At 69.6% G+C, this 11,847-nt stretch carries 9 protein-coding genes and 1 tRNA gene; 6 read left to right on the top strand and 4 right to left on the bottom strand.

The genetic code is table 11. The annotated features are described in order from the left end of the window. The first annotated feature begins 200 nt into the window (after positions 1–200). A tRNA-Leu gene (locus tag ADL29_RS25015) sits at positions 201–285 on the top strand. Here ADL29_RS25015 and ADL29_RS41525 read toward each other — a convergent pair. The 4 genes from ADL29_RS41525 to ADL29_RS25000 form a co-directional block, all read right to left on the bottom strand. Continuing rightward, positions 250–1,935 (bottom strand): recombinase family protein, encoded by a 1,686-nt coding sequence (locus ADL29_RS41525; RefSeq protein ID WP_078971264.1) that lies wholly within the window; start codon positions 1,933–1,935, stop codon positions 250–252. The genes ADL29_RS25015 and ADL29_RS41525 overlap by 36 nt on opposite strands. A 292-nt stretch (positions 1,936–2,227) precedes the next feature. After that, complete coding sequence (locus ADL29_RS41520; protein WP_078971263.1) at positions 2,228–3,322, bottom strand: DNA cytosine methyltransferase; 1,095 nt, start codon at positions 3,320–3,322, stop codon at positions 2,228–2,230. Continuing rightward, entirely contained in the window at positions 3,309–4,262 is a 954-nt protein-coding gene (locus tag ADL29_RS25005) for a TRM11 family SAM-dependent methyltransferase (RefSeq protein WP_425424276.1), read from the bottom strand. The genes ADL29_RS41520 and ADL29_RS25005 overlap by 14 nt, the downstream gene beginning before the upstream one ends. A gap of 18 nt (positions 4,263–4,280) precedes the next feature. After that, entirely contained in the window at positions 4,281–4,943 is a 663-nt protein-coding gene (locus tag ADL29_RS25000; RefSeq protein WP_053925840.1) for a hypothetical protein, read from the bottom strand. A 469-nt stretch (positions 4,944–5,412) separates the two neighbouring features. On the opposite strand from ADL29_RS25000, the gene ADL29_RS24995 reads away from it, so the two are divergent. From ADL29_RS24995 to ADL29_RS24975, 5 genes are all read left to right on the top strand, one after another. Beyond that, positions 5,413–6,228, top strand: coding sequence for a hypothetical protein (locus ADL29_RS24995; protein ID WP_053925839.1), 816 nt, complete (start codon positions 5,413–5,415; stop codon positions 6,226–6,228). Between the two features lie 82 nt (positions 6,229–6,310). Then, positions 6,311–6,970, top strand: a complete 660-nt coding sequence (locus tag ADL29_RS46835) for a pilin (protein WP_470621990.1) — start codon at positions 6,311–6,313, stop codon at positions 6,968–6,970. A 371-nt stretch (positions 6,971–7,341) separates the two neighbouring features. Beyond that, on the top strand, positions 7,342–8,934 hold the full coding sequence (locus ADL29_RS43655) for a TrbL/VirB6 family protein (protein WP_053925837.1): 1,593 nt from the start codon (positions 7,342–7,344) through the stop codon (positions 8,932–8,934). A 6-nt stretch (positions 8,935–8,940) separates the two neighbouring features. After that, a complete protein-coding gene (locus ADL29_RS24980; protein WP_053925836.1) occupies positions 8,941–9,906 on the top strand; it encodes a PrgI family protein in 966 nt (321 codons plus the stop codon). Continuing rightward, a complete protein-coding gene (locus tag ADL29_RS24975; RefSeq protein ID WP_078971260.1) occupies positions 9,888–11,735 on the top strand; it encodes a VirB4 family type IV secretion system protein in 1,848 nt (615 codons plus the stop codon). Before ADL29_RS24980 ends, ADL29_RS24975 begins: the two co-directional genes overlap by 19 nt. Positions 11,736–11,847: the final 112 nt, after the last annotated feature.

The following is an 11,847-nucleotide window of genomic DNA, read 5'->3' as shown; positions in this document are numbered from 1 at the left end:
CGGACCGGAACGTGCCCCGGGGATGCCCCGCAACACCGACGGAACCCGCGGCCCGCGCCGCCCCCGGATCTGAGCGAATTGTCCGCCATTACCCATAGGTATGGTTTATGCCCCAACGGATACGCAGGTGAAAGGCACTCCGAAACCTTGGTATTGTTGTCCATGTCGCCGCGGGGAACGCCCCGCGAAGATCACACCTAGTCCGGGTGGCGGAATGGCAGACGCGCTAGCTTGAGGTGCTAGTGCCCTTTATCGGGCGTGGGGGTTCAAGTCCCCCCTCGGACACAGATCATATGTACATGCTTGAGAGGGTTGTGACTCCACAGTCGCAACCCTCTTTTGCATATCAAGGGTCAGCGTGAGTCCGAAGTCTTCATAGATGGGGCGCTTGCGCTCAGGGGCAGCGGCGAGGAGCCGGTCGGTCATTGCTCCGAGTTCGGTGACCATACTTCTGATCTGATCTGCGGTGAGGATGTCAGGCTCGACCGCGGTCGCGGCGAGGAGATCTTGCTGAGCGGCGGCTTTCTCGCTCTGGGTCTGATTGATCCATTCGGTGGCGAGCTGGGGATCGGCTCCGGCATCGAGCGCGGCCCGGTACTGGGTGATGCGCCGATTGCATTCGGTAATGGTGCGTCGTGCTGCCGCGGTCGCTGTCGTGACAGGGACTGCTGAGCTCTGTGTCTGGTGCATCGCGTGAAGCGTGGCGGTCAGCCGTCCGGGCGCGAAGGTCGTGGCGATCCACTTGTCGAGCTCGGGGAGGATGACCTCCTCGCGCACGTAGACGGTGAGTGGGTGGTCCATGGCGGCGTTCTTGGCGTATTCGGCGGTGTAGCGGCAGCGGTAGTGGGGCTTCCCGTTGTTGAAGGTGCCCTGCATTCTGCGGTCGCAGATGGCGCAGCGGATCAGCCCGCGCAGCGCGTAGCCGTGGGCGCTGGGCCGGGGCTTCCGCTCCAGATACTGGTGCGTGCTGCGCGCTTGGCGCTTGGCCTGGGCGCGGGTGAAGGTGTCCTTGGAGATCAGTGGCTCGTGGACCGGCTGTGCCGACCAGATCCACTGATCCGGAGCGTTCCAGGCCAGCTTGGTGCGGTGGCCGAGGGTGACGTCGTCGATGTCGAGGAGGACTTCGTCCTTGCGCTGTTTGTTCCACACTTGGTGGCCGGTATAGCGGGGGTTGGCAAGGATGGCGCGAACGGCACCCTTGGACCATGCATGGCCGTCGCGGTGCCGGTTGCGGGCACGGTCATGAGCGGAGGGGCAGGGGATGCCGTCATGGGTCAGGCCCTCGGCGATGGCGTACAAGCCCTTGCCACGCAGGTAGTCGGTGAAGATGCGGACGACTACGAGTGCGGTGTCGGGATCAGGTTCGAGGCGGCGGAGGTGTTTGCCGTTGGCGGCCTTCGCGGGATTGGGGTGCCGACCCGCGAAGGCGAGGCGGTACCCGTAGGGAGGTCTGCCGCCGAGGTAGCGGCCTTCGATCCGGGCCTGGGAGGCCATGGCGGTGCGGACGCGGATCTTGATGCGGTTGCGTTCGCCCTTGCTCATGCCGCCGAAGACGGACATGACCAGGTCGTGGGCTTCGTTGTCGGGGTCGATGGCCCCGCCGACCTCGGGGACCCACAGCGGCACGCCGAAGTGGACGAAGAGGGGGAAGGTATTACCGAACTGGTTGCCGTAGAAGGTGCGCTGAGGTTCGCCGATGACGACGGCATCGAAGCCGCGGTGGGGGTCGCGAAGGGCTTTGAGGAGGGCGGCCGCTTGAGGGCGGCGTTTCCAGGGGAGGGCACGGGAGTGACCGGCGTCGAAGTACTCGGAGACGATTGTGCCCCCGGCGGGTTCGATGAGGGCTCGGGCGCGGGTGAGCTGCCAGTTGCGGGAGGTCTCGGGGTCCTGGAGGTCCTCGGTGGAGCAGCGTCCGGCGAAGGCGAATCGGGTCATGGGCGGCTCTTTGGGGATCACGGAGCGGGCACGGCGGATGACGATGATCCGTGGTACCTCCTGCTCGAGGAAGAGGGCCAGTTGTCCGCCGTGCCTGCCGGTTAGGGCCTCTGGTCTGCTGGCTCAGAGCGCCGCTGCTCGTACTCGTCGCGGATGAAACGCAGCAGTGCGGCTGCAGCCCTTTCAGTGAGCTGTGGCGGTGCGTTCGGGAGGAGGACCGTCACCTCGGAGGCCTCGGCAGCGGGAGGTTGCTGAGGCTCCGGGGGCGGGGCGTTCGTGTTGGTGGGCGGCATCATGTACCCCGTGGCTGCGGGCAGAGTTTGGGCATCCGTCCGCCGAGCAGGTGGTCAAGTGCGTGGGTGGCTTGCGGCGGGACGACGCTGTTGCCGAGGAGGCGCAGCTGGGCTGCGCGTGACAGGCCGGGCACGCTGGTTACATGGCCGTTGGGAAGGCCCATCATCCATTCGACGAATGCGGCGGACAGCCGACGTGCTCCGGGCACGGTGGCAGTTGGTGCGGCTCGTTCGGTGATGCGTTCCCATCGGCGGATTGCGGGCAGGTACTCGCCCCACCAGCGGGCGGGTGAGTGGCGGCAGCTCTCAGTTTGATGCCGCGCTTGCGTTTCGGGGACGTACCGGCCCTGCCGTTCCGGTCGGATGAGGCCGGCGTCGGGAGTAGGTGTTCGACCTCGTCGGCAAGGGTGGGGCCGTGGCCGCCTGCCCTGCGCCTGTCGGGGTGCTGGGAGCCCCCGTTGCAGCCGAGATTCGCCGTCGGCGTCTTCAGCAGCAGGGGCCGGTCGGGGCAGCGGCGCCGGCCAAGCGGCAAGGAACGCCCTTTCGCGGCGGTGTGGCGCGCCGATGTCACTGGCGCGTAGGCATGCCCAGCTCGCGTCGTACCCGAGGCCGGCCAGGTCCGCGAGTAGCACGCCCAGTGCCCGCAGGCGAGGCATCTGGGGTGGGTCTCCCATGCACCGCGTGCAGGGTTCCATGTGGCGAAGAGTGTGTGCTCCGGCGGGGGTGGACAGGAGGCCTCGGACATTCTCGATCACCACCAGGCAGGGGTTAAGGGCTTCAATGGCGCGGACGATGTGCCGCCATAGTCCGGAGCGGCTGCCGGTGCCAAGTCCGGTGCGGGGGCCTGCGACGGAGAGGTCCTGGCACGGGAACCCGGCCGTTACGACGCTCACCGGCTCGACGCGACGCCAGTCGATGGTCCGGACATCGCCGAGGTTGGGGATACCGGGCCAGTGACGGGTGAGCACAGCGGCGGACTGGGGGTTGGTCTCGGCGTGCCAGGCGATGCAGCCGCCGAGCGCAGTTTGGACGCCGAGGTCGAGGCCGCCGATTCCGGAGAACAGACTGCCGATCGAGGGCTCAGTGGCCGCCATGACGGCCCCTTTGCGAGCAGGTGCGCGAGCGGAAGGCTGCTGTGCTTGCTGGCGTACCGTCTCGTCGTGGCGTCGGGTCGGCACACCTCCTGGACTTGGTGAAGATCAGTACGTCCTCGTGCTGCACCACGGACAGGGGAATTCCTTGGCGGCGGGCGTCGCGGACGTTCTTCATCTGGAAGAACGACGGGCGGGTGATCAGCTGGCTGTCGCGGATGCCGGCGAGGAGGGCGACGCACCGTTCGGCGGGCATGAGGCCGGCGGCTTTGCCTGCGGCGAGGACGGCGGAGGGCAGGTCGATAAGTTCGCCGCGTTCGCGCCAGGGGCGGGTGGTGACGACGACGGTGCCGCCGGGGCGCAGCATGGTGCGGCATTGGGTGAGGATCTCGGTGAAGGCTTCGAGGAGCCGGTCGGTGGAGACGTGGGCGAGGTTGGCGCGGTCGTGGCTGTAGCGGAAGTCCTTCTTGACGACGCCGTTTTCGCCGGTGTCACGGGTGGAGCGGACATGTCCGTGGACGCTGGGTCCGTACGGCGGTGAGGTAACGACCAGGTCCGCCTTGCCACGGGCAGAGGCAGGAGCGAGGTCGGTGAGGTGGCGGGCGTCGCCGCAGCGGACGATGCCCGTTGCGGTGCCGGTTTCTTGTGCGGCGGAGCGGGTGTTGCGTGAGGCGAGGGTGGCCCACTGGGGTTCGTATTCGATGCCGAGGGCGTTGCGGCCGAGGTGGAGGGCTTCGACGAGGGTGGTGCCGATGCCGCACATCGGGTCCAGGACCAGGTCGCCGGGGCGGGTGTAGGTGGCGATGGCGTGGGCGGCGATGCCGGGGTGCATCTTGGCGGGGTGGGCGGACGAGCCGGGGACGTAGCGGCCTTTGCGCTGGGCGGGGGCGGAGGTGGGGGCGGTGTTCCACAGGGAGTGGGGGCCTGTCACGAGCGCTGTCACGAGTGGACTCCTTCCGGCTCAGCCGTTGTGGTCGATGACGGAGAGGACGATCAGGTCGCTGTGGGCCACGCCGGGGCTGGCGTCGGCGGGCGGGGCGGGGATGAGGCGGTCGTCGGCGGGGTGGGCGTGGGCGACGATGATGTGCTGGAGGTAGCGGAAGCCCGCGGTGCGGGCGCAGGCGATGAGGGAGCCGAGCGGGTCGGTGAGGATGCCGTTGTCCCTGCGTTGGCGCGTGGCGAGCAACAGCAGTCCGTCCGTGGGCAGGAGGCGGTGCGCGCGGTGGAAGAAGCCGGGCCAGCCCTCTTCCATGGCGCCGGGCATCTCGCTGACGGCCCCGCCCGCGAGGGTGTCGGCGGGAGCGGGGAGGGCGTCGGGGTGGAGTTCGGCGAGCAGCATCGACAGCCTGCTCGGTGCACCCTCGGCGTAGGTGACGACGGGGGTGCGGGCGTCCATGCCCGGATCGGTGTCGCGGATGGAGAGCTTGAGGAGGGGCGCGGGGGCTTGGCCGGGGCGGTGAGTGAAGTCGGTGCGGATCTTCTCAATGGCCCAGCCGGGCAGCACGGTGCCGGGGGTCGGCTTCGCGTTGGGCTGGTCGGGGGCGGGGAGCCAGAGGGTGGTCGGCAGCGGGCGGGCGGTGCGGCGGTGAACGGTGCCTTGGGGGTGGGAGTCGGTGGAGGGCATGGGCGGGTGGCGCCCGGGTCGGGGTCCTGGCCGTCTGGTGCTGACGTGAGTAATAGGGACGAAGTTGGCCGTCTTTGTCGTCACTGTCTGAGGTGTTCGAGCTGGAGGAGTGAGGGCAGGCTGCTTCCTGTTGTGGCTCGCCCTTGATTGGGTCGTCGCCTTTGCCCAGGTCAGTCGCTCTCCGGTCCAGTGGCGAGCCACCTGCGAGCCACGCCCGAGCCACCCCGGGATCGGCGGATCGGGCGAGGTAGTCGGGGCGGGAAATCTCTTTGTGTTCGATACCGGGTTGGGCGGCCGTGCGAGTGGTGCTGGTCATCAGGGGCGAGCCGGTGGCGGGCCATCGCACAGAGCGGACCAGTGGCCCAGCCGTCGCGCGGCGCCTGCGCGCAGCCGGTCCGGGGGTGGCACGGGGCGGTGAGAGGGCTTGCGGCAGACGTTGTCCGCCACTCCCCACAAGGAGCTGAGCCCCATGCACCACACCCCCCGTCCCACCAGCCGTCGCACCGCTTGTACGCGTCCCGCTGGCTGCTCACCGCTGCAGGCGGTGGAGGAGTCCTTCCTCAACCTTTGTGCCGAGCCCCAGCCGCTCACGATGCCCGCGCACCTGGTGTGCGAAGGGCCGGAGCAGCCCACGCTGCCCGTCGACCAGGTCCGCACCCGCCTTGCCCACGCCGCTACTTCGCCGACCCTGCGCGAGCAGACCTGGCGTGAGGTCGTCCGCCGCGCCCAGCAGCTGGGCGAGCCCTGGGACACCGTGGCCGTCGCCATGACCGTCCCGGTTCTGCGCCGGATGCTGGCCCGCCTGGCATGCCCCTCCCACCTGGAGCGGGCCGAGGTCGAGCAGGAGGCCCTCGCCGCCGTCGCCACCGCCCTGCCATCCGTGGACGCCAACGCCGCTGACACTGGACGGGAGCTTTTCGCGGCAGCCGACCGGGCGGTGCATCGGCTGGCGTATGCCGCACGCCGCCGCGCCGAGCGGGAGACCGGTTCCCAGGCGGCGCGCCTGGGCCGCCTGGCGCATCCCGCCGCGAACCCGGACGGGCATGAGGACGCTGTCCCAGGGGCCGAAGGCGGCGAGGAGCTGGACGAGTACACCGTGCTGGCTCATGCAGTGCGGGCCCACGTGGTGGGCATCTCCGAGGCACAGCTGATTGCCCGTACGCGTCTGGAGGGTGAACCGATGCAGCGCCTGGCCATCGAGCGGGGGGTGAGTGTGCGTCAGCTCTACCGCCACCGCGCTGCCGCAGAGCAGCACCTGGCAGGCCACCTGCGCTATCAGCAGTAACAGCGCTGTCTGCGGGACTTTCCGGAACCGGATGTCAATTTCCGGCCCGTGAATCTCTATTACGGGTAAGCGGTACCGCCGGATGCGCACTCGCACCCTGCGGCGCCGCCTCCCGGCGCAGACCCGTCCATGGTCCTCTGTTGCCAGGTCGTTGCCGTGTGGGGTGAGCACACCGTCTCGTGCTGACACCCGAGCACCCCGTTCCCACTGCCGCCCCGTGAAGGAGGACGGCCCCGGGACGAGGGTTCCGTGTTCGCCCCACACTGCACGGCCCCCGTGCAACGTGGCTGGCCGGGCCGGTTTCCGTCAAGTTTCCGCTTCTTCTCCGCTGTCGTGCGTTGCTGTTGGAGGTGCGTCCGCCGTGTTCCCAAGACTTCGCTGGCCGAACCGACGGCCCATCTGCCTGGTAGGCCGCTGGACGATCCGGCTCGCCTTCATCACGGCACTGACCACCTTCGTACTGCTGGCGCGCCCGCCACGTGCGTGGGCGGTCGCGGACATCCCGACTGTGATCAAGAATCTGCGGAACTGGATCGTCGGCATGCTGGCCGGGCTCGCCACGCTGTTTCTCACCTTCGGCGGGCTTCGCTATCTGATGGCTGGGGGCGACCCTGGCGAAGTCGAATCCGCCAAGCGTGCATTGAAGGCTGCGGCCATCGGCTACGGGCTGGCGGTCCTGGCTCCGGCCCTGGTCACCGTGCTGCAGGGCATCGTCGGCGTTGGTGGCGGTGGCGGGAAATGATCCGCGCCAGCCGCCTGATCCGCGCCCTGCCCCTTCTCGCCGTCGTGACCATCCTGCTCCTGGTTCCGCTTCCCGCACAGGCCGCCATGGCACATACGGCGGCTCAAGTGCCCGTGGCCCCGGGCCCGCCCCAGCCTGAACCTCAGCCCGCGCCCGGACCCACCGCCCCAGAGCCGCATGCGGGATCGCCGCAGCCTGATCCCGTCCCTGAGCCTGGGCCGACCCACGCGCCGGGCCGCCCCTCCCCGAGGCCTGATCGGCCCGCGTCCCCGGAGCCGGCACCCGGGCCGACACCTCCGGCATGCGAGGCCACGGGAACCGAGTGCATCAAGGACACCTCCTCGGGCTGGGACCTCCTCGACTTCCCCGCCATGATCGTCGATGCGATCACCTCGTTCCTTGGCACACTGATCGAGCAGGTCATGAAGCCGGTCCGTGAGTTCCTCGCCGACACCCTGCTGGCGACTCCCAACGTCACCAAGCACGCCGACGTCAAACGGCTGTGGACCGTCATGCTGGAGATCACCTGCGGCATCTACGTGCTGTTCGTGACCGCGGGCGGCGTCACGGTCATGGGCTACGAGACTGTCCAGACCCGCTACGCCGTCAAGCACATCCTCCCGCGCCTGCTCCTGGGGATCGTCGCGGCCGCGACCTCTCTAACTGTGATGGGCAAGGCGATCGGTCTGGCCAATGCCCTTGCTCACGCGATCATGGCCACCGATATGGCGGACGCTGGGCAGGGCATGGTCGAACGTGTCCTGCCGTTCGCGCTGTTCGGGGCCGCCGGGCTGAAGCTGTATCTGCTGCTGTTGGCGATCATGATGATCGCGCTGGTGCTTGCCGTGCTGATCGGCTTCATGGTGCGCGTCGCGGTGCTGGCGCTGCTGGCCGTCTGCGCGCCCCTGGCTCTGGCGTGTCACGCCCATCCGGTGACCGATCCGGTGGCCCGGCTGTGGTGGCGGGCCCTGGGCGGGTGCCTGGTCATCCAGGTCGCGCAGTCGGTCACGTTCGTCCTCGCCATCAAGCTCTTCTTCGCTCCCGGTGCCACGACGCTGGGGATCCCGAAGTCCGACCAGCTCGGCACGATGCTTGCGGGGTCTGGACTGTTCTGGGTGTTGTTCAAGATTCCCGGCTGGACGCTGCAGGTCATCTTGCGCGGCACCCCGATCCATCAGCCCCAGGCACCCGTCAGTGTGCGGATGCTGCGGCATCTGGCGATGTACCGGCTCATGGACCACTACCTGCCCGGCATGAGCCTGCTGCGCCGCCGACCTGGCGGCCCCGGCGGTGGCGGGGCGGCGGGTCTCGGTCGGGGAAGTGGCGGACCAAGAGGTGGGGGCGGTCCCGGACGCGGCGGAGGGGGCGGCAGTCGCCCACTTGGACCGGGACCTGCGGAAGGCAGGGACGTGCGCGGCCGTGGCCTGCTCACCCGGGGACGAGCCGCCCCGAGCCATCCCAGTCCACAACCTGCCGGCCACCAGCCGACGGCTACTGCCCCGTCAGCGAGTGGTACCCGACAGGCGAGCACCGTCGCGCATGTGCCCCCCGCGCCCGCCGCAACCGTTCGCGCCGGCACCCCGTCCGGACCGCCCGTCGGCCAGACTCCTCGACGCCCCGGCCCCAGCACCATTCCTGTAGCCCGTGCACCGAAGAAGACCCATGCCGTGATCCACCCCTCTCATGCCCGACGGGTCCGGCCACGAGCCCTCCCCGTCCCCACTGAGCTCACGCCGGCCAGATCGCGCCGGCCCACCCAGACGTGGCTGCCGATCCACACGGAACGCCGCCTCGCCCAACCGACCATGCTCCGTGCCCGGCCGACCGCGCCGTCGGCCTCCCAGCCTGCCGGCCGCATGCCTCTCGCACGGCAGCTGGCCCTGCGCATTCCTTCCGACCGCGTGCGCCTACGCCCACCCCGCCCCATGCAGCTGCGGCTGCCCCTCGAACCACCCCGGAGGTAAGCCCACATGCACGCCCCCGACGACCCCACAGACGCTCCACACGGCACGCGCATTCCAGCGGACATCTCCCGCCCGGACCGGCTCCTGGGCCCCTTCACCGCCCGGCAAACCGCCATCCTCGCCGTATCGGTTGCGGTGCTGTATGGCGGCTGGTGGGCGACGCGCTCCTTCCTGGCTCCGCTCACCTACGCGGTGCTGGTGATCCCCATCGCCGGGGCGGTGGCCGCACTCGCGCTCGGCCAGCGGGAGGGCATCGGCCTCGACCGCTTCCTGGCATCAGCCCTCATGCACGCCCGCACGCCCAGACGCCGTGTGCACGCTCCCGAAGGCGTCCCGTCTCTGCCCGCCGTTGTGCCCGCCCGGTGGGCGAAGGCCGCAGGTCAGACTCCGGCCGTCATGCGTATGCCCTACGACGGCGTCACCCCTCACGGAGTGCTCGACCTGGGCAGCGGGGGGAATGCCGCCATGGCGATGTGTTCCACAGTCAACTTCGAGCTGCGCTCGGTGGCCGAACAACAGGGGCTGACCGCCGCCTTCGCCCGCTGGCTCAACTCCCTCACCGGCCCCACCCAGCTGCTGGTGCGCTGCCACCGAATCGACCTTTCTCCCGCCGCTGATGCCCTGCAGCGCACCGCCGCCGCGCTGCCGCACCCGGCACTGGAGCAAGCAGCACGCGACCATGCCGCGTTCCTCGCCGACCTTGCCGCGAGCGACAACCTGCTGGGCCGGCAGGTCCTCCTTGTCGCCCGCGAGGAATCCGCAGCAGGTGGAATGCGGCGCATCACCGCTGAAGGTCGGGCACTCCAGCGCCTTGACGAGGCCACCCGTGCCCTGGCGCCGGCCGAGATCACCGTCACGCCTCTGGACGGCCCGCAAAGCGCCCACCTGGTCAGCGCGGCCTGCAATCCCGAAACACCCACATCGCAAGCCGACGGAACGGAAGGAGACCTCGCATGCCCCGGCTCCTCCTAGGCCGCCGTCGCCACCTCACAGCTGGCCCGACCATCGACGGATCGGTGTTGCTCGACGCGGCCGGCCCCGAAGCCATCGAGGTCCACGCCCGAGCTCTGGCTGTCGGCGCCCGCTTGGCCACCACGCTGGTGGTCACCGGCTACCCGGCCGAGGTCACCGCCGGCTGGCTCGCCCCGCTGCTCAACTTCCCCGGGCACCTCGACATCGCCCTGCACATCGAGCCCGTCCCCAACCCGGTGGCCGCCGCCGGGCTGAAGAAGCAGCGCGCCCGCCTCGAATCCGGCCGCCGCGCCGGATACGACAAGGGGCACCTGGACGATCCAGAGGAGGAGGCCGCCGCTGCGGACGCCGCCGAACTCGCCTACCGCATCGCCCGTGGCGAGGGAAAGCTCTTCCACGTCGCCCTGTACCTGACCGTCCACGCCCCGGACGAGAACTCTCTCGCCGAACAGGCTGCCGCCGTCCGTGCGATTGCTGAGTCGCTGCTGATGACGGTGGCTCCCACCACCTATCGGGCCCTGCCCGGCTGGCTCGCCACCCTGCCGCTCGGCATCGACACGCTCAAGATCCGCCGCACCTTCGACACCGCCGCGCTTGCCGCATGCTTCCCCTTCATCAGCCCCGACCTGCCAACTGCAACCGGTAGCGACGGCGAGGCTGCGGGGGTCTTGTACGGCCTGAACGCGGTCTCCGGCACGCCGGTGCTGTGGGACCGCTTCGCGCAGGACAACTACAACTCCATCACCTTGGCCCGCTCCGGAGCCGGGAAGTCCTACCTCGCCAAACTCGAACTGCTGCGGCTGCTGTTCACCGGCATCACGGCCTCGGTGATCGATCCGGAGGATGAATACGTCCGCCTCGCTGAGACCGTCGGCGGACATGTGGTCGCACTCGGCGCCGATGGCGTACGCCTCAACCCCTTCGACATCCCACCGGCGGCCCACAGTGGGGAGGACATGCTGACGCGGCGAGTGCTATTCCTGCACACGTTCCTCGCCGTCCTCCTCGGCGCCGACCTGACCGCGGCCGAGAAGGCAGTGCTGGACCGCGCGATCCTCGCGGCCTACACCCGCGTGGGGATCACCTCCGACGCCCGCACCTGGACCCGCACCCCGCCTCACCTCAGCGACCTCACCACTGTCCTGGAAGAGGACGGAAGTCAGGCTGCAGCCGATCTCGCCGATCGGCTGGCCCCCTACACCGCCGGGTCACACGCCAAGCTGTTCAACGGCCCCAGCACCGCAGCCGCCACCGGCCACCTGGTCGTCTTCGCTCTCCGCCAGCTCCCGGACGAGGTCAAGGCACCCGCGATGCTGCTCGCGCTGGACGCGATCTGGAGACAGGTCACCTCCCGGCCTGCCGTCGGCCGCCACCTTGTGGTCGTGGACGAGGCATGGCTGCTGATGCGCGACGGGGCCGGAGCCCGGTTCCTGTTCCGCATGGCCAAAGCCGCCCGCAAGTACTGGACCGGCCTGGCCATGGTCACCCAGGACGCCGACGACGTGCTCACCTCCCCTCTGGGCCGGGCCATCGTCTCGAACGCCGCCACCCAGGTCCTGCTCCGTCAAGCCCCTCAGGCCATCGGCACGATCAGCGAGAACTTCCACCTCTGCCACGGCGAGAAGGAATTCCTCCTGTCGGCCTCACGGGGCGAGGCACTGCTGCTGACCGGCGACCGCCGCCACAAGGTTGCCCTCATCAGCGTCGCCGCACCTGGCGAACACGAAGTGATCACGACCGATCCGGGCGAGCTCGCCGGGCAGTACACGGACGACGGCGTCGGCATCGCCGGCGACCTTGCTGCCGACGATGAGGGGTGGGCGCCGTGAGGCCGTGCGGACTCCTCGGCGCAACGCCGCCGGGCGGGCCGCTGACGGACTTCCTCACCGACCCTGGCGGCTTCTGGGCTGCCGTCAGCGATGAAGCCGGGAACTGGCTCGG

The sequence above is a fragment of the Streptomyces chattanoogensis genome, from assembly GCF_001294335.1.
GTDB lineage: Bacteria > Actinomycetota > Actinomycetes > Streptomycetales > Streptomycetaceae > Streptomyces > Streptomyces chattanoogensis.
The sequence above is the reverse complement of the archived record's forward strand: the minus strand, read 5'-3'. Positions and strand labels throughout refer to the sequence as shown.

Coding starts and splice junctions, on each gene's coding strand:
- ADL29_RS46835 (WP_470621990.1), top strand. CDS start 6,311: ATGCGCACTCGCACCCTGCGGCGCCGCCTCCCGGCGCAGACCCGTCCA.
- ADL29_RS24975 (WP_078971260.1), top strand. CDS start 9,888: ATGCCCCGGCTCCTCCTAGGCCGCCGTCGCCACCTCACAGCTGGCCCG.
- ADL29_RS24980 (WP_053925836.1), top strand. CDS start 8,941: ATGCACGCCCCCGACGACCCCACAGACGCTCCACACGGCACGCGCATT.
- ADL29_RS41525 (WP_078971264.1), bottom strand. CDS start 1,935: ATGACCCGATTCGCCTTCGCCGGACGCTGCTCCACCGAGGACCTCCAG.
- ADL29_RS25000 (WP_053925840.1), bottom strand. CDS start 4,943: ATGCCCTCCACCGACTCCCACCCCCAAGGCACCGTTCACCGCCGCACC.
- ADL29_RS24995 (WP_053925839.1), top strand. CDS start 5,413: ATGCACCACACCCCCCGTCCCACCAGCCGTCGCACCGCTTGTACGCGT.
- ADL29_RS41520 (WP_078971263.1), bottom strand. CDS start 3,322: ATGGCGGCCACTGAGCCCTCGATCGGCAGTCTGTTCTCCGGAATCGGC.
- ADL29_RS43655 (WP_053925837.1), top strand. CDS start 7,342: ATGATCGTCGATGCGATCACCTCGTTCCTTGGCACACTGATCGAGCAG.